Raw genomic sequence first — 19,562 nt, forward strand, 5'->3', positions numbered from 1 at the left:
CTCCCGGCCGTCGTCCGGTCCCTCGGTCGACTGCTCCACCGCCATGAACGCGGCCACGTCGGCGAGCTCCTCGGCCGACACCGCGTGCGGCAGTCCCGCGTAGGACCGGTCGGTCACGTCCGTGTGCGCGGCGGCCCAGGCCTGCGTGCGGGCGGTGGCCTCGGGCGGGATCACCGGGTCGAGGTCGCCGTGCCCGAGGAACACCCGCGGGCGGACGGCGGCGACGGCCTCGTCGCGCGCGTCGGTCACGCCCGGCACGACGAACCCCGACAGGGACACCGCGAACGCGAAGTCCTGCGGCCGGGCGCGGAGGAGCTGCAGCGCCATCGACCCGCCCTGCGAGAACCCGAGCAGCCCCACCCGGGTGTGCTCCGCGGCGACGGCGTCGATCCAGTCGAGGACCCCGTCGACCGCGGTGTCGACCGGTCCGAGCGCCGGCGACCCGGGTGTCCCGAGCGGGTACCAGGAGTACCCCGGCCCCCACGGCATCGGTGCGCGGAGCGAGGCGACCGTCCACGCGGGCGGCAGCGCCGGGGCCAGTCCGAGCAGGTCCCGCTCGTTCGACCCCACCCCGTGCAGGGCGACGAGCAGCGGTGTGCCGGCCCGCTCGTCGGCCGATCGGGTCCACTGCACGACGTCCGCATCGATCATGTGGACGACGCTAGCCGTCCACAGTGGCCGCGCCGTGCGTCGAACTCGCCGCGGTGCCTGGTAGACACGGGGCATGGCCTCGCTGCGCACCCCCGACCCCGACTCCGGCTGGCTGTCCGACGAGGAACTGGCGAACATCCGCCGTCGGCTGCCCATCTGCTACGTCGAGGCACTCCCCGTCCGCACCGACGGCCTCGGTGTCGTGACCGAGGTCGGCGTGCTGCTCCGGGTGTCCCCGAGCGGTTCGATCGCCCGGACGCTCGTCTCCGGGCGGGTGATGTTCGGCGAGTCGATCCGGACGGCGCTCTTCCGGCACCTCGAGAAGGACCTCGGCCCGATGGCCTTCCCGCAGCTCCCCTCGAGCCCGACCCCGTTCACGGTGGCGGAGTACTTCCCGCTGCCCGGCGCCTCGGTCTACACCGACGAGCGGCAGCACGCGATCTCGCTGGCGTACGTCGTCCCGGTCACCGGGACGTGCGAGCCGCGGCAGGACGCCCTCGAGCTCACGTGGATGAGCCCGATGGAGGCGGCTTCCGACGCCGTCGCCGAGGAGATGGAGGGCGGCCGCGGCACCCTGCTCCGCGCCGGCCTCGCCTCGGTCGGCGCCCTGCACTAGCCGACACCGCACGCACGACGAAGCCCCCGGATCCGATCGGATCCGGGGGCTTCGCAGCGCGGTCGTGGACCGGCTTCAGTGCTTCTCGTCGCGGAGGCTGTCGGCGACGCCGTGCGCCGCGTCCTTCACGTCGTCGACGCCCTGCTTGGCAGACGCCTTGGCCTGGTCGGTCTGACCCTCGGCCTTCAGCTTGTCGTTGCCGGTCAGGTTGCCGATGCCTTCCTTGAGCTTCCCGCCGAGCTTCTCGCCGGTGTGGTTCTCTTCGCTGCCACTCATACGGTCTCCTTCCAACGACGGACGATTCCCCGTCGGCCACTCGCGCGGCCTTCGGTGAACCAGAACGTACGCGTCCGGAGTCGCGCTGCGCGCAGCGACCGTCCAGGTTCGGATCCCGGCGTGGAGCGCGACCTCAGTGGCGGTCGGCCGCCCCCGCCGGACGGGAGGCGCGACGCGAGCCGCCGCGACGACCGCCACCGGACTCGGAGCCGGCACCACGACCCGCCGCGTAGCCGCCCTCGGACGACCACACCGGAGCGGACCCACCGCGCACGACGTCGCTCGACGCCCGACGGCTGCCGCCCGAACGGCGCTGACCGCCGGCAGCGGCACCGCCCGCCGACGCACCACGGGCCGAACCGCCGCGGGAACCGGCAGCGCCGGCGCCCTCGGTGACCGGACGACCACCGCGACCGCCGCCGTTCCGACCCGAGCCGCGACCGGCCGAGGCGGTCTCGGGGGCCTGTGCGGCGCCTCCCGACCGTCCGCCGCGACCACGGCGACGACCGCTGCCCGCGGTCTCGGAGCGGGACGACTCGGCCGCACGCGGCTGGCGCTGGCGCTGCTGCTGGACCGGGGCCTCCTCGACGTGCCGGATCGGGGCGACCTCCCCGACCAGCGTCGTGACGGCGGGCGAGGTCGCGGTGACCTGCTGCGGCGTGACCTTGATCGCGGCCGCACGCATCATCTGCGCGACGTCGCGGCGCTCGGCCGGCATCGTGACGGTGACGACGTCACCCGAGGAGCCTGCGCGGGCCGTGCGACCCGAGCGGTGCAGGTACGCCTTGTGCTCGGTCGGCGGGTCGACGTGCACGACGAGCTCGACGTGGTCGACGTGCACGCCACGGGCGGCGACGTCGGTCGCGACGAGCACGAGGGCCTCGCCGGAGGAGAACTTCGCCAGGTTCCGCTCACGGGCGCCCTGCGACAGGTTGCCCTGCAGGTCGACCGCGGGGATGCCCTGCGAGCTGAGCTGCTTTGCCAGGCGCTTCGCGTGGTGCTTCGTGCGCATGAACATGATGCGACGACCGGTGCCCGAGGCGAGCACGCGGACGAGGTCCTTCTTCGCGTCGGCGTCGGCGACCTCGAACAGGTGGTGGGTCATCGCCTCGACGGGGCTGGTCTCGTCGTCGACGGAGTGCATCACCGGGCTGTGCAGGAACTTCTTGACGAGTTTGTCCACGCCGTTGTCGAGCGTGGCGGAGAAGAGCAGACGCTGCCCCTGCTCCGGCGTCGCCTGCATGATCTTCGTCACGCCGGGCAGGAACCCCATGTCGGCCATGTGGTCGGCCTCGTCGAGGACGGTGACCTCGATGTCGCCGAGGTGCACGTGGCCCTGCTGCATGAGGTCGGCGAGGCGACCCGGGCAGGCGACGACCACGTCGACGCCGGCGCGCAGGGCGTCGACCTGACGGCCCTGGCCGACACCACCGAAGATCGTGGTGGTGTTCAGGCCCATCGACTTCGCGAGCGGCGCGAGGGTCGCGTCGATCTGCGTCGCGAGCTCACGCGTCGGGGCGAGCACGAGCGCGCGGGGGCGGCCGGCACGACGGGGGCGGCGGCTCGCGGCGAGGCGGGCGGCCAGCGGGATCGCGAACGCGATCGTCTTGCCGGAGCCGGTGCGGCCGCGACCGAGCACGTCCTTGCCCTGCAGGGAGTCGGGGAGCGTGTCGGCCTGGATCGGGAAGGCGGTCTCCTTGCCCTGCTGGGCGAGGACCTGGGCCATCGGCGCGGGGACGCCGAGATCGGTGAAGCGGATGTCCTGGTTGGTCATGGTGACCTTTCGAGCCGGCTCGTGCCGGCCGTGGGCGCGCTGGCATGTGGCGCGCGGGCGGGAACCCCGCGTCAGCAGAGGCTGACGCGGTCGCCGCAGCAGAGAGCCTGGCACCGGGATGTCGGTGCGCGATCATCGACCGGATGAGGGTCGGGAGTCGGGGGCGTCCGTACGACGCACGAGGCGATCGGCGCCTCGAGTACTCCTAGCATAGCGTGCGGGTGCCGGATCCGGGCCGGACCGTTCGCCGAGCGCGTGCGATGATCCCGTGGTGCACACCCGATCCGTCCTGCTGACCGCCGCGGTCGCCCTGGTCGCCGTGCTCGGCAGCACGGGCTGCGCGGCCGGTGCCGCCCCCGCCACCGCGCCCACCGAACAGGCGGCGTCGTACGCGAACCTGCCGACGTCGGGCCGTCCGGACTACCAGCTCGGCGGCGGGTACACCCCGGCTCGGGGCGTCACGATCGTCGAGCGCGACAGCACCGACCGGCCGGCCCCTGGGACGTACGGCATCTGCTACGTCAACGGCTTCCAGACGCAGCCGGGCACGCTGGCCGACTGGCAGCGCGCAGCACCGTCGGCGCTCCTCCGCGACGCGGCGGGGAAGACCGTGTCGGACCCGGGCTGGCCGGACGAGGTGCTCCTCGACACCCGGACGGCGGCGAAGCGGACGGCGATCACGAAGGTCCTGACCAGGTCGGTCGCCCGGTGTGCCGACCGGGGGTTCGACGCGGTCGAGTTCGACAACCTCGACTCGTGGACGCGCTCCGGGAAGCGGCTGACCCGGTCCGGGAACCTCGCGCTCGCCGCGTCGCTCGTTCGGGTCGGGCACGCGCACGGGCTCGCCGTCGGGCAGAAGAACACGCCGCAGCTCGGGACGGCCGGGCGGCAGACGACGGGCTTCGACTTCGTCGTCGCCGAGGAGTGCGTGCAGTACCAGGAGTGCTCGGCCTACACGGAGGTCTACGGGAAGCGCGTGATCGACATCGAGTACGCGGACACCCTCGACCGCCCGTGGTCGTCGGTGTGCGCGCTGCGGGACCGTCCGGCGATGACGATCCTGCGGGATCGCGACCTGGTCACCCCGTCGGACGACGCGTACGTCTCGGAACACTGCTGAGCGCTCTCCGCGGTGGTGTCGTGACGGCGGTCGGCCGGGAGGCCCGGCTCGTCTCCGCCACCCGCATCGCGTGACGGGGCGGTCACCTCGAACCGGGTGGTCGCCTCAGGCGGGCCAGGCCTCGCGCAGGGCTGCCGCGGCCTGGTCGGCGGAGAGCCCCGCCTCCTTCGCCGCGGCCACCAGGGCGCGTGCGGCGTCGGCGACGGCGTCCGGCACCGCGGCGGGCCGGATGACCCGGGTCCCGGCGCCGCGTGCGGTGTGCACGAGTCCGGTCTCCTCGAGCAGCTGGTAGGCCTTGGCGACCGTCCCGGCGGCCAGGCCGAGCTCCTCGGCGAGGGCCCGCACGCTCGGCAGGCGCTCCCCGTCCACCAGGTACCCGGCCGCGATCTGCGCGGCGATCTGCGAGCGGACCTGCTCGAAGGGCGGCACGCGACCGCCCACGTCGAGGGCCACGAGTCCCGTCATGCGCTCCACCGTTGCGTCCTGTCCGTTGGGTGTCTGCTGGTCGGTGTCAGAAGTCGTACTGCTCGCCGACCGGGATCGGCACGGCGACGGTGTTGCCCGGGGGTGCGAGGGGGCACGCCCACGCCGGGTCGTACGCGCACGACGGGTTGTACGCGAAGTTGAAGTCGAGGACGAGCTCGTCGTCGTCGCCGCCGAGGTCCGCACCCTTGATCGTGTCGAGCAGGTAGCGCCCGCCGCCGTACGTGCCACGAGCCCTGCCGGCGCTGGCGTCCTTCACCGGCACGAAGATCCCGCCCGCGTACCCGCCGTGCGACCAGACGTCGAGCATGCCGATGCCCGGCAGCCGGACGACGCCGAGCCGGTCGAAGTGCACGATCCCGTCGGTGCCGGTCTCGACGTCCATCGCCTGCGGTTCCGCGTCCTCGATCCGGGCGCGGAAGCGCCACTCCGGGTCGTAGTCGGGCACGGGCAGCGCCTCGAAGTCGCGCGCGTCCTCGTCGAGCAGCGGACTGGCCGGGTGCTCGCCGAACATCGCGTCGCGGGTCTCGCGCCACATCGCGTGGGCGGTCTCGGGGTCCGACGTGGCGCGCACGCGGCGGTACAGGTCGAACGTCATCCGCCGCCAGTCCACGGTGGCGAGCGTGCTGTGCACGCGCTCCCGGGTCCTCGGCTCCTGCGTCTGGCTCACACGGCGAGCGTACGCCCGGCTCCTCCGGACCCGCCAGCGACCGGCCGCGGTCCGTGGACGGAGCCGGCCGTGTCAGTCGCGGCCGAGGACCCTGCCGAGCAGCCGTCCCACCGCGCTCCGTCGCTTCGTCCAACCGGCGCGGGCGAGGACGTCGTCGACCGGCCCGGTCACGTCGCTCGACCGGAACGAGAAGGCGGTGTTCTCCCCGTCCCAGTTCTTCTGCACCACACTCGTCGTGTACTCCCCGCTGTCGTCGAGGAGCGTGACGCGGTAGCGCCACTCGGCCTTGCCCCAGGCGAGCTGGGCGCCCTGGAGCCGGTGGCGCCAGACCGCGACGATCCGGTCGTCGTCCTTCCGGACCTCGAAGGGGTGGGACCCGTCGTTCAGGGCGAGGAGCGCCTGCTCGACCTCGGGGGCGGGGCGGTGCGGGGGAACGGTCGTCACGGGTGCAGCCTAGGGACGGGGTGCCCGTTCGTGCCCCTCACCCGCGGAGGGCCTGACCGCCGGACGTCCTCGGGTGACCCGGCGCTGCAGGAGCGGGAGCGCCAGGACGCCCGCGACGACGAGGACGGCGACGACGACCGCGGGCCGGTCGACCTCGGGAGTCGAGTAGTTCGACCACGGGACGCCCAGCGCGGCCTGCACGACCGGTCCCGTCACGGCCGTGACCCCTCCGGGCAGCAGGGTCGCGAGCGACGCCCGCCGGCTGAGCGCGTGTCCCGGTCGGGAGGCCCGCACGACGACGGCCCCGACGGTCGCCGCGACCGCGAGGCCGCCCCAGAGCCAGGAAGCTCCCGACATCCGCCACCCGTCGTGCGCCGCCCACTCCTGCACGAGCAACACTGTGCGGTCCCACGCGTCCGACGGTCTGCCGTACCGCGACACCACGGGTAGCGGCCACCCGATCACCGCGAGGACGCCCGTGAGCGTCGCGACGGCGCCGAGGCCCCACGCGACCGGACGCCGGAGGTCGGCGGGCTCGACGTCGTACGACCCGATGCTCGGCACGCGCGGCAAGGACTAGCGCCAGGACGGGGCGAGTCGGCGCATCCGCAGGGCACGCCACTGCCAGATGACCCACATGCCGGGCCAGAGCGCGGCGCCGAGCGCAGCGGGACGCATCCGGTAGGACAGTCGGTCGAGCAGCAGGGTCCTGCCGTCGCCGAGGTCCACGGTGGCCATCCGGTGCCGCATCGTCATGCGACCGAACAGGCCGGAGACACCGCCGCCGTTGTCGCGCTGCACCGGGACCCCCTCCACCTCGTACAGGTCGAGGTCGACGTGCGTGTCACCGCTCGGCACGATGCCGAAGGCGTCCGCCGTGATCGGGTGCGGGACGCCCGGCGTCCACCGATCGGGCAGGCCCTCGGGGGAGCGTGACCGGTAGACGAGGAACGGCTTCGTGACGGCGACCATCACCGACGGCGAGAGCAGGGCGTCGCGGACGGCGTCGACGGGGGCGTCGAGGACGATGCGGAGACCGACGTGCATGTCCCGGACGGTACCCCGGGGCACCCGGGTGCCGCTGCCCGTGCGGGGGACGGGGCGGTGCAGCCGAGCCGGGCGGTTCAGGCGTGCCGGGCTGCGCGACGTCGGGACCCCTCGGCCTGGTCGCGCGTGCGCAGCCGCTCGGTCAGTGCCAGCCGCACGGTGGGCCACTCGGCGGCGGTGATCGAGAAGACGACCGTGTCGCGGAGGGTGCCGTCGCGACCGATCGAGTGGCTGCGGAGGACACCGTCCTGCTTCGCGCCGAGGGACGCGATGGCCGCGCGCGACTGGTGGTTGTGCCAGTGCGTGCGGAACTCGACCGCGATGCACTGCCACGTGTCGAAGGCGTGCGAGAGCATGAGCAGCTTCGCCTCGGTGTTGATGCCGGTCCGCTGGGCTGCTCGGGCGAGGAACGTGTGCCCGATCTCGACGCGGCGGTTCGTGGTGTCGACGTTCATGAAGGTCGTCGACCCGACCACGCGACCCGTCGGACGGTCACGGACGGCGAAGGGCAGCATCCGACCGGCGGCGTGCTCGCCGAGCCGGCGCTCGATCTCGTCGTCGACCGCGTCGGGCGCGGGCACCGAGGTGTACCAGGTGCGCCAGAGGTCGCCGTCCGTCACCGCCGCGCGCAGGTCGTCCGCGTGCTCGGCGGCCAGGGGCTCGAGCGTGACACGGTCGCCGGTCAGGGTGGGGACGGTGGCGATCTCCATGGTCCTCGATCCTACGGTCGCGGCACCGGCCGGACCGCCCGTCGACGCCCACCTGTGAGGACGGACAGGGCACGTGCCCGGTTATCGTGGTCGGGTGGCAGCAGGCACCCAGGGGAAGTACCAGGTCCGGTTCGCGTGGGGCGTCGGCGGCGCCGGGCGGATCGCCCGCGACGCCCACCTCGTCGTCTGGGTCGACGTGCTCCCGGAGCCGGGCCGTGCCGCCTCCCGCGGGACCGACGGCACCGCGCTGGCACGGGCCGCGGCAGCGCTGCTGCCGGACGGTCCGGAGGTCGTGCTCGGCCACCTCGGCAACGCGACGGCGGTGGCGGAACGGGTGACGCGCCTCCAGGCCGAGCGGGGCGACCGGTGCGTCGTCGCGGTCGTGGCCGCGGGGCGCTCGACGGGTGGCGGAGCCGACGTGGCGGACGACGCCGGCGAGCCGACGGACACCGCCGAGGTGCCGGAGAGCACGGTGGAGGACCTGCTCGCGGCCGGCGCGGTCGTCGACGCCCTGGTCGCCACCGGCATCGACCACACCTCGCCCGAGGCAGCGGTGGCCTGCGCGGCGTACACGGGCCTGCGCCGCGCGGTGCGGCACCTGGTCAGCGCGGCGGAGGGGGCGTCGGACCTCGACCCCGAGACGGTGCGCGGGGCGCTCGCCGCGGGACCGGACCTGGTCGTCCTGCGGGAATCGAGCGCTGCGGCGTAGCGTTCCGGATCGCAGGCGTCGCCTGGACGCCGTGGATCGCAAGGAGCACGTCATGAAGGCAGTCGTCGGTGACACCGTGATCGCGGAGGCCCCGCAGGAGGACCTCATCCAGATCGAGGGCAACTGGTACTTCCCGCCGTCGAGCGTGAAGCCGGAGTTCTTCTCGGAGAGCGACACCCAGTACCACTGCCCGTGGAAGGGCGACACGCAGTACTACACCGTCACGGTCGACGGCCAGCCGCTGCCGGACCGCGCGTGGTCGTACCCGACCCCGATCCCGTCGTCCTTCGACCGCGTGGGCAAGGACTACTCGGGCTACTACGCCTTCTGGAAGGACGTCCGGGTCGTCGACTGACACCCGGCACGCCGACCCGGCCGGCGGGCGGCGGCACCCGGACGGGCGCCGTCAGCCGGCCAGGGTCAGCACCACGAGGGCCACGTTGAGCGCGACGATCACCGATGCGATGACCCCCGCGACGACGCGGGTGGGCACGGCGTTGACGTCCGTGCCCATGATGCTGCGACGGGACGTGTAGACCACCAGCGGCACGATCGCGAAGGCGATCCCGAAGCTCAGCACGACCTGGCTCAGCACGAGGAGCATCGTCGGGTCGACCCCGAGGGCGAGCAGGGCCACCGCGGGCAGGAGCGTCACGACCCGCCGCGCGACGACCGGGACGCGCACGTGCAGCAGGCCGTGCATGATCTCCGCGCCCGCCATGCAGCCGACCGAGGTCGAGGCGAGTCCGGACGCGAGCAGGCCGACCGCGAAGAGGACGCCGACGACCGGGCCGACGTTCGCCTCGATCGCCCGCTGTGCGCCGGGGATGGTGTCCGTCCCCGCGACCCCGGGCAGCGTCGCCGCGGCGAGCACGAGCATGCACACGTTCACCCCGCCGGCGACGACGAGCGCGAGTCCGACGTCCCACCGCGTCGCGACGAGGACCCGTCGGCGCTCCGGACCCGCGGGCACGTCGCCGTGCCGGTCGCGCGCGAGCGCCGAGTGCAGGTAGACCGCGTGCGGCATGACCGTCGCGCCGAGCATCGACGCGGCGAGCAGGACCGACTGCGAGCCCTCGAAGCGGGGGACGAGGCCGCTGACGAGCTCGCCGGGGGACACCTGTGCGAAGAGGAGCCCGGCGCAGAACCCGACGGTCAGGATGGCGAGCATCGTCGTGACGACGGCCTCGAACGTGCGGGTGCCGCGTCGGCTGTGCAGCAGCAGGATCGCCATCGACACCACGCCGGTCAGGACGCCGCCGGCGACGAGCGGCAGTCCGAACAGCAGGTGCAGCGCGAGTGCGCCGCCGATCACCTCGGCGACGTCGGTGGCCGCGGCGACCACCTCGGCCTGCGCCCAGAAGAGCAGCCGGGGCGTGCGCCGCATGCGGAGCCCGAGGTGCTCCGGCAGTGACCGGCCGGTGACGACGCCGAGCTTGGCCGAGAGGTACTGCACCACGACCGCGCTCGCGTTCGCCGCGACGAGCACCCAGAGCAGCAGGTAGCCGTACTGCGCACCGGCGGTCAGGTTCGCGGCGACGTTACCGGGGTCGACGTAGGCGATCGCGGCGACGAACGCGGGACCGAGCAGGGTGAGGCCGGCCGCTCGGCGCCGGGGACCGCCGGGCCCACGGTCCGGCGCCGTGTGCGGGCGACCGGAGCGGGGTCGGCGGCTGGCTGCGGTGTCGGTCACCCGCCCAGCATGCCAGAGGATTCGGCGGGCCGAATCCTCGGTTTCGGAACGTGGGCGCATGCCTCCCCGACAGGTGCCGCCCAGACGGGGGCTACCTGACGCACCCTCGCCTCCAGTTGGATCGGAGGGTCCGCGCGGCCGGTGAACCGCCGCGGGACGACAGCCGGGGGACCGGTACCAGGAAGGTGACCGAGGCATGGATGCATCGCGACGACCGGGGGACGAGCTCGTCCACCCGGAGGCCCAGACCATCGACCCGACACCCATGCCGAGGTTCGGCTGGACCCGGGTCGCGATGGCGCTCCGCCCGCTGTGGGAGACCCACGGCGAGGTGCTGCGCGTCGAGATCGCCGGTCACGGGCCGCTCGTGATCGACGTCGCCTCGGACTCCTACTGGTGGTCCACCCCGCTCGGCGACCTGCCGATCGACCCCGAGGACGTGCGCGTCGGCCGTGAGGACCGTGACGTCGAGGCCGCCGTCGACCTCGGACCGGGCAACGAGCTGCACGGCCTGCTCTGGCACATCGGGCTGCACTCCTTCCCGGGCGAGCTGGCCTGGTGGCTGCAGCGCGACGACCGCTACCGCCTGCAGCGGTGGCCGAACTTCACCACGCTGGCGCACACCCCCGACCACGTGCGGATGACCTCGCTCCTCGGGTACGCCGCCCTGACGGTCGACGAGCTCGCCGAGCAGGCGAACGTCGCGCCCGCCGAGGCCCGCCGCCTCATCAACGCCTTCAGCCTCATGCGCATCCTCCGTTCGCAGACGCCCGACATCACCCTCGCGCGCCCGGCCTTCGACCGGCCGGTGCCGACCGCGGCGCCCGTGCAGCAGCGGAGCGGCCTCTTCCGTCGCCTGCTCGACCGGCTGGCCCGCTGATGGCCGAGCACGTCATCCTGTTCGCCGGCCCGATGGGTGCCGGCAAGACGACCGCGATCGAGGCGCTCAGCGAGGTTCCCGTCGTCCGGACCGAGGCGGCGAACACCGACCGCGAGACCGCAGACAAGGCGACGACCACGGTCGCGCTCGACTACGGCGAGATCACCGTCGGCGACTCCGACAAGGTGCGGCTGTACGGCATCCCGGGGCAGCGACGCTTCGACTTCATGTGGCAGATCCTCAAGGAGCGCGCCCGCGGACTCGTCGTGCTCGTCAACGCCGACGCCGCCGACCCGGTCGCCAGCATGCTGGAGTACCTCGACGAGTTCAGCGACCTGCACGACCGCGGTGGCGTGGTCGTCGGGGTGACCCGCTCGGACGTCGTCGACGGCCCCGGCCCCGGGGTGTTCTCCGACGCCCTGCAGGCCGCGCACCCCGAGATGCTCGTCCCCGTGTTCACGGTCGACCCGCGCCAGACGGACCAGATGACGACGGTCCTGCTGACCCTCGTCGCCAACATCGAGATGCGTGCGGCGATGATCGCCGCCCAGGAAGTGCACTGATGACCCTCGCCCCGCACCTGGACCCCGTCGTCGTCGGACTCGGCAGCGCCGAACTCGCGGCGCTCCGGTCCTCGTCGAGCTCGATGCTGACCGCGTCGCTCCTGACCGACGACGGCTTCGAGGTCGTCCGCGTCGCCGAGGGTGCCGCCGGTACCACCGACGGCGCGCGGTTCGCCAGCATGGCGAGCTCGATCCAGGCGCTGAGCGAGGCCGTCGCCCGCGAGCTGCCGATGGGCACGGGCGAGTACGTCATCATCGCGGCCGACCGCGGGCACCTGGTGCAGATGCGCATCCCCGGCTCGACCATCGTGCTCGCCGCGCTCTTCGACACGGACGAGATGCTCGGCAAGGCCCTCACCGTGTCCCGGCGCTCCGCAGCCCGCCTCGGCGAGCAGCTGGCCGCGCACGCCGCAGCCGGTGCCCGCGCGGCTGCCGTCGCCGGCCTGGTCTGACCCGCACCGCAGCCGCACCACACCCGGACCACGGCAGACCGCACCCGGGTCTCCCGTCCCGCCGGGGCTCAGCCCCGGCGACCCCTGCCCGTACACCCGACACACCGGACAACCCGAGAAGGAACCCCAGATGGCAACCCTGCACGACTCCCTCAACGACCTGCTGACCGTCGACGGCGCGATGGCCGCCGCCGTCGTCGACAGCGGCTCCGGCATGCTGCTCGGCGGCGCCGGCAGCGGCATCGACCTGGAGCTCGCGGCCGCGGGCAACACCGAGGTCGTCCGCGCGAAGCTGAAGACCGCCCGGTCCCTCGGCCTCGCCGACTCGATCGACGACATCCTCATCACGCTGTCGTCGCAGTTCCACATCATCCGCCCGCTGGCCTCGCACCCCGAGGTCTTCATCTACTACGTGCTGGACCGCGCGAAGGCGAACCTCGCCCTGGCCCGCATGAAGGCGAAGTCGGTCGAGTCCGACCTGGCCTTCTGACCCGCAGCCGGTCGTCAGCGCGACCGGACACACGAGGGGCTCCGCGACCGCGGGGCCCCTCGTCGCGTCCGGCGGGCTCCAGCGTCCGGGCAGTCGTGGCCGTCGTGGGCGCGCGAGCGGTCCCCGCGGCTCCGCTCAGGCCGCAGCGCGACGGGCACGGTGCGCGCGGACCTTCGCCCGGTTGCCGCACCGCTGCATGGAGCACCACCGACGGGTCCCGCCGCGCGACGAGTCGTAGAACACGAGGCCGCAGTCGTCGGCCGAGCAGCGGCTCAAGCGGGTGGGCTGACCGTCCGCGGCGAGGTCGTCGAACCCCACCTCCGTGAACAACGCCACGGCGTCGCGGGCCACGCTCGACAGCGCCTGCGCCAGCCGGACGCGGTTCGCCCCGGCGCGGCGGCGACCGCCGGGCAGCGCCGGCGGGACGTCCGGCAGCGCGGCGAACAGGTTCACGGTGTCGATGTCGTCCGGTGCCGGACGGGTCCGACCGGTGCCGGCGCGGAGTCCGGCGGCGACCGCGGTGCGCGCGGCCGGGTCCGTCGAGGCCGCGGGTGCCGGCGCCGCCGCCACCGCCAGCCGACCGATCGCGGCGCGGAGCGCCCGGGCGTCCTGCAGCTCACGGGCCGTCGCACCGAGGTCGATGGGCTCGGTGTGGTCGCCGAGCCACTCGTCCAGGTCGGCGGGGGTCACCAGCAGCTCACCGAGGCGGGCCCGCGGGCGGCGTGCGTCGGGGTCGTCCGCGAAGCCGCCGGTGTGGGCGAAGTCGAGCGCGATCCGGCCGGCGTCGAAGAACCACGACGACCCGCTGTCGGTCCGGATGTGCTGCCCCGTGTGCATCCGTCCAGGCTAACGGCTCTCCGGCGCGCCTCCCGGTCGAGCGGCATCCGTGCGGTATCAGCGGCGGCGCCGAGCGGTATCCGTGCGGTGTCGGCAGCCGCACCGTGCGGTTCCCGCCAGCACCACGACGGACGACGGCGGCTCAGGCCGTCGCCGCTCCCCGCCGCTGCCACGTGATGAGGTTGCGCCCGTCGAACCGCCGAGAGCACCGGGCGCACGCCAACGGCCGCGTGGGCGTTCGGTAGCGGACGTGCTCGTGCCCGGCCGGGCAGGTGCCGACCCACGGCGCGAGCTCGGACGCGATGGGGCCGTCGTACAGCCGGGACCCGGTGTACCCGATCGCCGCCGCCGTCCGCCGCCACACCGGTCCGTGCCCGGCGCGGGGTCCGGCCAGGGCGTGGGCGACCTCGTGCAGCAGGACCTGCTCGACGTCGTCCGCCGACACCCGGGCCGCGATGTACCGGCTCACCGTGACGCGCCGGCGGGCGAAGTCGCACTGGCCGGCGCGGGTCTTGGCGTGGTCGAACGCGAAGGTCCAGTCACCCGGTCCGAGGTGCACCGCCAGCAGCTCCTCGGCGCGCTCGCGGACGTGCTCGAGTGCGGTGGCCGCCGTGGGACGGGCGGTCACCGACCGTCGGCGTCCGGGTCGTCGCGCGGCGCCTGGCCCTTCTGCGCGGCCTTGGCGGCGATGCGCCCCCAGAGCTGGTCGGCCTCGGTGCGTGCCGCGTCCGGTGCGCCGAGCACCCGACGGCGGACCGGCGGGTCCTGCTGCACGGGTTCGGCCGCACGCGCGGACGGTGCGTCGTCCTCGGCCCGGCGCGCGGCGACGTCCCGGGCGCTGCGGGGCCGGTCGTCGGCGGCCTTCGGCTGGGCGACCGAGGCCCGGAGCGCGGCCTCGACCGCGGTGCGGAGCGCCTCGGTGCGCTCCGACGGGGCGCCGGCCTGCCGGAAGGCCTGGTACGCCCGCGAGAGCGCGGAGCGGGCCTCCTCGAAGCGGGAGAGCTCGAACAGCGACCAGCCCTCGAGCTCGGCGGCGGCGCCCTCGAGCTCCGGCCACTCCTCGGTCCGCGCGGTGTCGCGGGCCATCGCGGCCTCGGTGGCGGCGCGCTCGTGGCGGCCGAGGTCGTGCAGCACGTGCGCACGACGGATGCGGGCCGCGACCTTGTCCGAGCGCTCGCCGGTGAACATCGTCAGGCGGAAGACCTCCTCCGCGACCACGAGCGACTCGTCGAGTCGGCCGAGCAGTCGGAGCAGCTCCGCACGTTCGGCCAGGGCGTCCGTGCTCCGGCTCTGGCCGAGGTCACGGAGGCGCTGCTGCACGGCGTCGGCGTCGACCGCCGGCCGCAGGCTGATCGGCGCGAAGGTGCTCCCCGGGCTCACGCCCGCGGTGACGGGCGCCGAGCCGGCCGGAGCGGCGTGACGGGGTTCCCGGGCGCGGTCGGCGCGGTCGGGCTGCTGGCTGTCGTCGGGCGGGAGGGACATCGGTTCGAGGGTAACCGCGTGCTCCCGTGAGCGGGCGGTGCCACGCGCACGGGGGGCACGAGAACGGACCGACGGCCCGCCCCGCTGCTGCGGGACGGGCCGTCGGGGACGCGTGTGCGGACGCTCAGTTCGCGCCGTTCACCGCCGCTGCGGCGGCGACGCCGATGTACGTGCCGAAGGTCGCGATGGTGGCGACCACCGCGAGGACGATCGCGAAGACGCCCCAGCCACGGCCGCGGTTCACCACGGCGGCGATGATGCCCTGCACGAGCGCCCAGAGGCCGAGGATCGCGGCGATGCCGACGACGACGAGGCCGCCGCCGAGCTGGCCCATCACGGCGGGGTCGCTCATCAGCTGCTGCTGGAGCTGCTGCTGCTGCTCCACCGAGCCGTTGCTGCCGTTGCGGGCGATCTCGCCGAGGACGTTGCTGCTGGCGAGGGCGGTGCCCATCAGGTACCCGCCGACGACGCCGAGGACGAGCGAGGCGAGCCCGAGGACGAAGGCCACGACGCCGACGGTCTTCTTCTTGCGCTTCGGTTCCTCGGCCTGGTGCCACGACGGGCCCCCGGCACTGGCCGGGGCGGACGACGCCGCGTACGGCTGGTGCGAGCCCTGGTGCTCACCCCAGGTCGGGGAGTCCGCCCGACGGTCGTCCTGCTGCCCGTACTGCTGCTGCCCGTACTGCTGCTGGTCCTGCTGCCCGTAGCGCGGCGGCTGCTGCTGCTGGTCGCGCTCGCCGTACCGCGGCTGCTGCTGGTCGTACTCGCCGTAGCGCGGCCGGTCCTGGTCCGAGCCGCTCCGGTCGGCGTCCGACCGGTCGTGGTCCTGGGGACGGCCCCAGACCGGCGCGTCGCCGCCGCCCGTCCGGTCGTCGTTGCTCCGGTCGTCGTTCGTCATCAGGGGGCTCCCTTGCTCGGTCGCGCTGCTGCGCGGTCGTCGCCCCATCCTGGCAGCCGACCGCCGGGAACGTTCAGGTGCGGCGGGCGGGTGCGGTGACCGCCGTCGGACGGGAGGCGCGGCGCACGACCGCCCCGTGCCTCCCGTCCGGTGGGCGGTCGCGTCGCGACCGCGCGGTCAGCCGCCGAACACGCTGCGGTTCGGCTCCGGCGACGCGACCGCCGTCTGGTCCGTCACGATCGGCGCCCCGGCCGTGAACGCCCGCAGCTCCTGGCCGTGCACGACCTTGGCGGGCATCGGGTCGGACGAGTACCGCCGGGGCATGTCCGCCAGCGGCAGGTCGGCCTTCGACCCGAGCAGCACGATGTTGCCGAAGCGCCGCCCCTTGAGCATCCCGGTGTCGGCGACGGCGGCGACCGAGGGCAGCACGGCCTGGAGCGTCGCGGCCTGTCCCCGCGCGAAGGCGAGGCCCGCACCGTCGGCGACGTTCACCGCGACGATCCCGGTGGGGGAGAGGAACTCGGCGACGCTCCGGTAGAACTCGACGCTCGTCACGTGTGCGGGGATCTGCGAGCCGCCGAAGACGTCGACGACCGCCAGGTCGACCGTCCCGCGGAGGCCGGCGGGCAGCTTGCCGAGCACCTCGCGGGCGTCGCCGTACCGCACCCGGATCGACGCGCCGCGGGGGAACGGCAGGACCTCGCGGACGTGCTCGACGAGGTCGCGCTCGAGCTCGACGACCTGCTGCCGCGAGCCCGGGCGGGTGACCGCGACGTAGCGGGGCAGCGTCAGGGCACCGGCGCCGAGGTGCAGCGCCGTGACCGGCCCCTCCGGCAGCAGGTCGATCGCGTGCCCGATCCGCCGGATGTACTCGAAGGCCAGGTGCGTGGGGTCCTCGAGGTCGACGTGCGACTGCGGCGTCCCGTCCACGACGAGCGTGAACGAGCCCGGTCGGTGCCGGTCCGGCTCCACCGACGCCCAGCCCGCACCGATCCGGAACCCGTCGAACGCATCAGCCATGCCCCCATGGAACACCACCGTCGATCCCCACCCGGACCACCACCCGTGGGTGGTGTGCCCGTCGCGGTCCGCTCGCGAGGCTGGTTCCACCGGTCGGGGACCCCCGCCGGACCCCGCTCCCGGAAGGCACACCATGACCGCCCAGCTGCTCGCGAACACCGTCGTCGGCATCGTCCTCGTCGGCTTCCTGGCGTACCGTCAGGCCACCTGGCGCTCCCTCGACCCCGCACGGGTCTGGCGGACGCCGATCGTGCTCGGCGTGGTCGGGGTGGTCGTGCTCGCGCAGTCCGTCGCCGTGGTGACCACGCTCGACGTCCTCCTGCTCGGCGTCGAGGCCCTGGTCTCCGCCGCCGCCGGACTGGCGATGGGCGCGATGACCCGCTTCCGCACCGCCCCGACGCCGGACGACCACGGCCGGACGCTGCAGGCGCGCACGGGCTGGGCCGGAGCCGGGCTCTGGGTCCTCGTCGTCGTCGTCCGCATCGGGCTCGACGTCGTCGGCGGGCACCTCGGCGCGCACCTGCTCACGTCGACGGGGGCGGTCCTGCTCGTCCTGGCGCTGAACCGGGCCGCCCGCGCCCTCGTCGTCGACCAGCGGATCCCGCACACCGCGCGCGGCATGATGGTCCGGTGACCACCGGCCCGCACGAGTCCAGCGCCGTGCGCGCCGAGCCCGGGCAGGACCGCCCCGGCTCCGCGCTCGCCCCCGTGCTCAACCTCCTCGGCATCGCCGTCGTGACGTACTGGGTCGTCCGGACCGCGCTCGCCGGGGACGCACCCGCGTGGGTGTGGGTCCTGGAGACCGTGGCGCTCGCCGCGTGGGCGCTGCGGGTCGCCGCCCGCTCCGAGCGCGTGCGGCTCGTCGCGACCTGGGGCATGGTCCTCGCCGGGTCGGCCGTCGTCGTGCCGTCGGGCGCGGTGGTGGTCGCCGTGCCGATCGTGGCCGTCGTGGCCCTCGGTGCGAGTCGGTCCCGCCCGGTGTGGGACGGACCGGTCGCCGCCACCGTGTCGCTCGTGGTGGTCGCGGCCACCGCCGCCGTCACGGACGCACCCGTCGGCACCGTGCTCGGCGCCGGCGCCGGGCTGCTCCTCGCCGCCGTGGTCGGGTTCAGCCGACGGCAGGCCCGGATCGTCGAGGAGCGCACGCGCCGTGCCGAGGTCGAGCGGCAGCGCGCCGAGCTCCTGGCGGACCGGTCGCGCACCGCCCGCGAGGTCCACGACGTTCTCGCCCACTCCCTCGGCGGCCTCGTGCTCCAGCTCGACGCCGTGGAGGCCCTGCTCGAGGCCGGCCGCGTCGACGAGGCCACCCGGCGCGCGGGCGACGCGCGGGCCCTCGCCGCCAGCGGTCTCGCCGAGGCACGGCGGGCCGTGCACGCCCTGCGCGAGGACACCGTCCCCGCGGCACCCGCGCAGTCGACGGACCTCGCCGGCCTGGTCGCCGCCCACCGCTCGTTCGGCGGGACCGTCACGACGTGTGGGGACACGGCGCTCACCGCCGTCGACGCGGCCCACCGGCACGTCGTGGTCGCGGCCGCCCGGGAGGCACTGAGCAACGCCCGCCGGCACGCCCCCGGCCGTCCCGTGGTGCTGTCCGTCGACCGGGACGGTCCCGCCGTGCGGGTGACGGTGTCGAACGCCCTCGACGGCTCCGGCGCGGCTCCCGACGAGACGGACGGTGCCGCCGCCGACGGGCACGGTCTCGCCGGGATGCGGGAACGGTTCGCGGAGCTCGGCGACGGTTCATCGGTCGAGGCCGGGCCGGTCGACGGCTCGTTCGTCGTCGCGATGCGGGTCCCGGCGGTGACCGGGTGACGATCCGCGTGCTCGTGGTGGACGACCAGGCCATCGTCCGGGACGGCCTGGTGACGGTGCTCTCGCTCGTGCCCGACCTCGAGGTCGTCGGCGAGGCGACCGACGGCGCCGAGGCGGTCGCGATGGTCGCGGCCGACCCGCCGGACGTCGTGCTCATGGACCTGCGCATGCCGGGCACGGACGGTCCGACCGCGACGGCGGCGATCACGGCCGCGCACCCCGGGGTCGCGGTGCTCGTGCTCACCACCTACGCCGACGACGAGTCGATCGTCGGGGCGCTCCGGGCGGGCGCCCGCGGGTACCTGACCAAGGACGCCGGCCGGGCCGAGCTCGCCACGGCCGTCCGTGCGGTCGCCACGGGCCAGGCGACCTTCGACGCCGGCGTCGGGGCCCGGCTCGTCGCGCGGCTGGCCGGGGGAGGGCACGCGGCGACACCGTCGGACGAGGGCCGCCGGACCGGACTACGCGACCGGTTCCCCGCGCTCACCCCGCGCGAGGCCGACGTCCTCGAGCGCATCGCCGACGGCCGGACGAACCCGGAGATCGCCGCGGAGCTGTTCCTGACGGTGCCGACCGTGAAGTCGTACGTCAACCAGGTCTTCGCGAAGCTCGGTGTGCGGACCCGTGCCGAGGCCGTGGCCCTCGTCCTCCGCTGACCACCACCCGGTGGCACCACCCGGCGACACCACCCAGCCGGCGTCGAGGATCGTCACGTACCGTTCACCCGGTCGTCACCCGACAGGTGTCGAGTACTCCGCCCGGCAGCGCCGGACGCAGGAGTTCCGCACCCGTCGTCGTGACCACGGCGCGGCCCCGACCGGCCGCCGATCGGCACCCTCCCCACACGGGTGCCGCACGGCACGGTCCCGCCCCGCCGACGGCGCGCGTCCCGGTGCGCCGCCCCGTGCGACGGCGCACCGCCCCCACGCGTGCGC

At 74.5% G+C, this 19,562-nt stretch carries 26 protein-coding genes; 11 read left to right on the plus strand and 15 right to left on the minus strand.

What is annotated here, in order from left to right:
* A partial coding sequence (locus H7A69_RS00875; RefSeq protein ID WP_182045353.1) for an alpha/beta hydrolase occupies positions 1–651 on the minus strand: 651 nt, incomplete at its 3' end.
* 73 nt (positions 652–724) lie between these two features.
* Here H7A69_RS00875 and H7A69_RS00880 point away from each other — a divergent pair.
* Complete coding sequence (locus H7A69_RS00880) at positions 725–1,267, plus strand: NUDIX hydrolase family protein (RefSeq protein ID WP_182045354.1); 543 nt, start codon at positions 725–727, stop codon at positions 1,265–1,267.
* 75 nt (positions 1,268–1,342) lie between these two features.
* Here the strand turns inward: H7A69_RS00880 and H7A69_RS00885 are convergent, their stop codons facing one another.
* Both H7A69_RS00885 and H7A69_RS00890 read right to left on the minus strand, forming a co-directional pair.
* On the minus strand, positions 1,343–1,543 hold the full coding sequence (locus H7A69_RS00885; protein ID WP_182045355.1) for a CsbD family protein: 201 nt from the start codon (positions 1,541–1,543) through the stop codon (positions 1,343–1,345).
* Positions 1,544–1,676: 133 nt separating this feature from the next.
* Positions 1,677–3,317 carry a DEAD/DEAH box helicase gene (locus tag H7A69_RS00890; RefSeq protein WP_069712768.1) on the minus strand — a complete coding sequence of 547 codons (1,641 nt, stop codon included), beginning with the start codon at positions 3,315–3,317 and terminating at the stop codon, positions 1,677–1,679.
* Between the two features lie 271 nt (positions 3,318–3,588).
* Here H7A69_RS00890 and H7A69_RS00895 point away from each other — a divergent pair, with 271 nt between their 5' ends.
* Positions 3,589–4,437: an endo alpha-1,4 polygalactosaminidase gene (locus tag H7A69_RS00895; protein WP_182045356.1), complete on the plus strand. Its 849-nt coding sequence runs from the start codon at positions 3,589–3,591 to the stop codon at positions 4,435–4,437.
* Between the two features lie 105 nt (positions 4,438–4,542).
* Here the strand turns inward: H7A69_RS00895 and H7A69_RS00900 are convergent, their stop codons facing one another.
* The 6 genes from H7A69_RS00900 to H7A69_RS00925 all read right to left on the minus strand — a co-directional run bounded on the left by H7A69_RS00900 (position 4,543) and on the right by H7A69_RS00925 (position 7,791).
* Positions 4,543–4,902 (minus strand): GntR family transcriptional regulator, encoded by a 360-nt coding sequence (locus tag H7A69_RS00900; protein ID WP_259346014.1) that lies wholly within the window; start codon positions 4,900–4,902, stop codon positions 4,543–4,545.
* 46 nt (positions 4,903–4,948) lie between these two features.
* Positions 4,949–5,518 carry a DUF1684 domain-containing protein gene (locus H7A69_RS00905; protein ID WP_182045443.1) on the minus strand — a complete coding sequence of 190 codons (570 nt, stop codon included), beginning with the start codon at positions 5,516–5,518 and terminating at the stop codon, positions 4,949–4,951.
* 144 nt (positions 5,519–5,662) lie between these two features.
* Positions 5,663–6,034, minus strand: a complete 372-nt coding sequence (locus tag H7A69_RS00910; RefSeq protein WP_182045358.1) for a hypothetical protein — start codon at positions 6,032–6,034, stop codon at positions 5,663–5,665.
* Positions 6,035–6,043: 9 nt separating this feature from the next.
* Positions 6,044–6,598 carry a hypothetical protein gene (locus tag H7A69_RS00915; RefSeq protein ID WP_182045359.1) on the minus strand — a complete coding sequence of 185 codons (555 nt, stop codon included), beginning with the start codon at positions 6,596–6,598 and terminating at the stop codon, positions 6,044–6,046.
* Positions 6,599–6,610: 12 nt separating this feature from the next.
* Entirely contained in the window at positions 6,611–7,081 is a 471-nt protein-coding gene (locus H7A69_RS00920; protein ID WP_182045360.1) for a hypothetical protein, read from the minus strand.
* A gap of 77 nt (positions 7,082–7,158) precedes the next feature.
* Positions 7,159–7,791 carry a GNAT family N-acetyltransferase gene (locus H7A69_RS00925; protein WP_182045361.1) on the minus strand — a complete coding sequence of 211 codons (633 nt, stop codon included), beginning with the start codon at positions 7,789–7,791 and terminating at the stop codon, positions 7,159–7,161.
* A gap of 94 nt (positions 7,792–7,885) precedes the next feature.
* On the opposite strand from H7A69_RS00925, the gene H7A69_RS00930 reads away from it, so the two are divergent.
* Both H7A69_RS00930 and H7A69_RS00935 read left to right on the plus strand, forming a co-directional pair.
* Entirely contained in the window at positions 7,886–8,500 is a 615-nt protein-coding gene (locus tag H7A69_RS00930) for a 2-phosphosulfolactate phosphatase (protein ID WP_182045362.1), read from the plus strand.
* A gap of 52 nt (positions 8,501–8,552) precedes the next feature.
* The gene (locus H7A69_RS00935; RefSeq protein WP_058742825.1) at positions 8,553–8,855 is read left to right on the plus strand and encodes a DUF427 domain-containing protein; all 303 of its coding nucleotides are present in this window, start codon (positions 8,553–8,555) and stop codon (positions 8,853–8,855) included.
* A gap of 51 nt (positions 8,856–8,906) precedes the next feature.
* Here the strand turns inward: H7A69_RS00935 and H7A69_RS00940 are convergent, their stop codons facing one another.
* Positions 8,907–10,193 (minus strand): Nramp family divalent metal transporter, encoded by a 1,287-nt coding sequence (locus tag H7A69_RS00940; RefSeq protein WP_259346015.1) that lies wholly within the window; start codon positions 10,191–10,193, stop codon positions 8,907–8,909.
* Positions 10,194–10,389: 196 nt separating this feature from the next.
* Between H7A69_RS00940 and H7A69_RS00945 the strand changes: the two genes are divergently transcribed.
* From H7A69_RS00945 to H7A69_RS00960, 4 genes are all read left to right on the plus strand, one after another.
* Positions 10,390–11,073: a hypothetical protein gene (locus H7A69_RS00945; protein WP_182045364.1), complete on the plus strand. Its 684-nt coding sequence runs from the start codon at positions 10,390–10,392 to the stop codon at positions 11,071–11,073.
* Positions 11,073–11,636 carry a GTP-binding protein gene (locus H7A69_RS00950; RefSeq protein WP_182045365.1) on the plus strand — a complete coding sequence of 188 codons (564 nt, stop codon included), beginning with the start codon at positions 11,073–11,075 and terminating at the stop codon, positions 11,634–11,636. Before H7A69_RS00945 ends, H7A69_RS00950 begins: the two co-directional genes overlap by 1 nt.
* On the plus strand, positions 11,636–12,088 hold the full coding sequence (locus H7A69_RS00955; protein WP_069712779.1) for a roadblock/LC7 domain-containing protein: 453 nt from the start codon (positions 11,636–11,638) through the stop codon (positions 12,086–12,088). The genes H7A69_RS00950 and H7A69_RS00955 overlap by 1 nt, the downstream gene beginning before the upstream one ends.
* Before the next feature lie 130 nt (positions 12,089–12,218).
* Positions 12,219–12,578: a hypothetical protein gene (locus H7A69_RS00960; RefSeq protein ID WP_069712780.1), complete on the plus strand. Its 360-nt coding sequence runs from the start codon at positions 12,219–12,221 to the stop codon at positions 12,576–12,578.
* 135 nt (positions 12,579–12,713) lie between these two features.
* On the opposite strand, the gene H7A69_RS00965 is transcribed toward H7A69_RS00960, so the two are convergent.
* The 5 genes from H7A69_RS00965 to H7A69_RS00985 form a co-directional block, all read right to left on the minus strand.
* On the minus strand, positions 12,714–13,415 hold the full coding sequence (locus H7A69_RS00965) for a CGNR zinc finger domain-containing protein (protein ID WP_182045366.1): 702 nt from the start codon (positions 13,413–13,415) through the stop codon (positions 12,714–12,716).
* A gap of 142 nt (positions 13,416–13,557) precedes the next feature.
* Positions 13,558–14,043 carry a SprT-like domain-containing protein gene (locus tag H7A69_RS00970; protein ID WP_182045367.1) on the minus strand — a complete coding sequence of 162 codons (486 nt, stop codon included), beginning with the start codon at positions 14,041–14,043 and terminating at the stop codon, positions 13,558–13,560.
* A complete protein-coding gene (locus tag H7A69_RS00975; protein WP_182045368.1) occupies positions 14,040–14,897 on the minus strand; it encodes a hypothetical protein in 858 nt (285 codons plus the stop codon). Before H7A69_RS00975 ends, H7A69_RS00970 begins: the two co-directional genes overlap by 4 nt.
* Positions 14,898–15,021: 124 nt before the next feature.
* Positions 15,022–15,795 (minus strand): DUF4064 domain-containing protein, encoded by a 774-nt coding sequence (locus tag H7A69_RS00980; protein ID WP_182045369.1) that lies wholly within the window; start codon positions 15,793–15,795, stop codon positions 15,022–15,024.
* 177 nt (positions 15,796–15,972) lie between these two features.
* On the minus strand, positions 15,973–16,815 hold the full coding sequence (locus tag H7A69_RS00985; RefSeq protein WP_182045370.1) for a spermidine synthase: 843 nt from the start codon (positions 16,813–16,815) through the stop codon (positions 15,973–15,975).
* Between the two features lie 133 nt (positions 16,816–16,948).
* Between H7A69_RS00985 and H7A69_RS00990 the strand changes: the two genes are divergently transcribed.
* The 3 genes from H7A69_RS00990 to H7A69_RS01000 are packed head-to-tail and all read left to right on the plus strand — an operon-like array spanning position 16,949 to position 19,283.
* The gene (locus H7A69_RS00990; protein ID WP_182045371.1) at positions 16,949–17,449 is read left to right on the plus strand and encodes a hypothetical protein; all 501 of its coding nucleotides are present in this window, start codon (positions 16,949–16,951) and stop codon (positions 17,447–17,449) included.
* Positions 17,446–18,627 carry a sensor histidine kinase gene (locus H7A69_RS00995; RefSeq protein WP_182045372.1) on the plus strand — a complete coding sequence of 394 codons (1,182 nt, stop codon included), beginning with the start codon at positions 17,446–17,448 and terminating at the stop codon, positions 18,625–18,627. The genes H7A69_RS00990 and H7A69_RS00995 overlap by 4 nt, the downstream gene beginning before the upstream one ends.
* Positions 18,624–19,283, plus strand: a complete 660-nt coding sequence (locus H7A69_RS01000; RefSeq protein ID WP_182045373.1) for a response regulator transcription factor — start codon at positions 18,624–18,626, stop codon at positions 19,281–19,283. The genes H7A69_RS00995 and H7A69_RS01000 overlap by 4 nt, the downstream gene beginning before the upstream one ends.
* Positions 19,284–19,562: the final 279 nt, after the last annotated feature.

The sequence above is a fragment of the Curtobacterium sp. ME26 genome (genome assembly GCF_903970945.1).
Classification (GTDB): Bacteria; Actinomycetota; Actinomycetes; order Actinomycetales; family Microbacteriaceae; genus Curtobacterium; species Curtobacterium citri.

Bases quoted from the DNA above. Each gene is read 5' to 3' on its own strand.
- H7A69_RS00905 (WP_182045443.1), bottom strand. From the start codon at position 5,518: ATGACGTTCGACCTGTACCGCCGCGTGCGCGCCACGTCGGACCCCGAG.
- H7A69_RS00950 (WP_182045365.1), top strand. From the start codon at position 11,073: ATGGCCGAGCACGTCATCCTGTTCGCCGGCCCGATGGGTGCCGGCAAG.
- H7A69_RS00990 (WP_182045371.1), top strand. From the start codon at position 16,949: ATGACCGCCCAGCTGCTCGCGAACACCGTCGTCGGCATCGTCCTCGTC.
- H7A69_RS00890 (WP_069712768.1), bottom strand. From the start codon at position 3,317: ATGACCAACCAGGACATCCGCTTCACCGATCTCGGCGTCCCCGCGCCG.
- H7A69_RS00975 (WP_182045368.1), bottom strand. From the start codon at position 14,897: ATGTCCCTCCCGCCCGACGACAGCCAGCAGCCCGACCGCGCCGACCGC.
- H7A69_RS00935 (WP_058742825.1), top strand. From the start codon at position 8,553: ATGAAGGCAGTCGTCGGTGACACCGTGATCGCGGAGGCCCCGCAGGAG.
- H7A69_RS00880 (WP_182045354.1), top strand. From the start codon at position 725: ATGGCCTCGCTGCGCACCCCCGACCCCGACTCCGGCTGGCTGTCCGAC.
- H7A69_RS00980 (WP_182045369.1), bottom strand. From the start codon at position 15,795: ATGACGAACGACGACCGGAGCAACGACGACCGGACGGGCGGCGGCGAC.
- H7A69_RS00900 (WP_259346014.1), bottom strand. From the start codon at position 4,902: ATGACGGGACTCGTGGCCCTCGACGTGGGCGGTCGCGTGCCGCCCTTC.
- H7A69_RS00920 (WP_182045360.1), bottom strand. From the start codon at position 7,081: ATGCACGTCGGTCTCCGCATCGTCCTCGACGCCCCCGTCGACGCCGTC.
- H7A69_RS00985 (WP_182045370.1), bottom strand. From the start codon at position 16,815: ATGGCTGATGCGTTCGACGGGTTCCGGATCGGTGCGGGCTGGGCGTCG.
- H7A69_RS00960 (WP_069712780.1), top strand. From the start codon at position 12,219: ATGGCAACCCTGCACGACTCCCTCAACGACCTGCTGACCGTCGACGGC.
- H7A69_RS00925 (WP_182045361.1), bottom strand. From the start codon at position 7,791: ATGGAGATCGCCACCGTCCCCACCCTGACCGGCGACCGTGTCACGCTC.
- H7A69_RS00945 (WP_182045364.1), top strand. From the start codon at position 10,390: ATGGATGCATCGCGACGACCGGGGGACGAGCTCGTCCACCCGGAGGCC.
- H7A69_RS00965 (WP_182045366.1), bottom strand. From the start codon at position 13,415: ATGCACACGGGGCAGCACATCCGGACCGACAGCGGGTCGTCGTGGTTC.
- H7A69_RS00955 (WP_069712779.1), top strand. From the start codon at position 11,636: ATGACCCTCGCCCCGCACCTGGACCCCGTCGTCGTCGGACTCGGCAGC.
- H7A69_RS00885 (WP_182045355.1), bottom strand. From the start codon at position 1,543: ATGAGTGGCAGCGAAGAGAACCACACCGGCGAGAAGCTCGGCGGGAAG.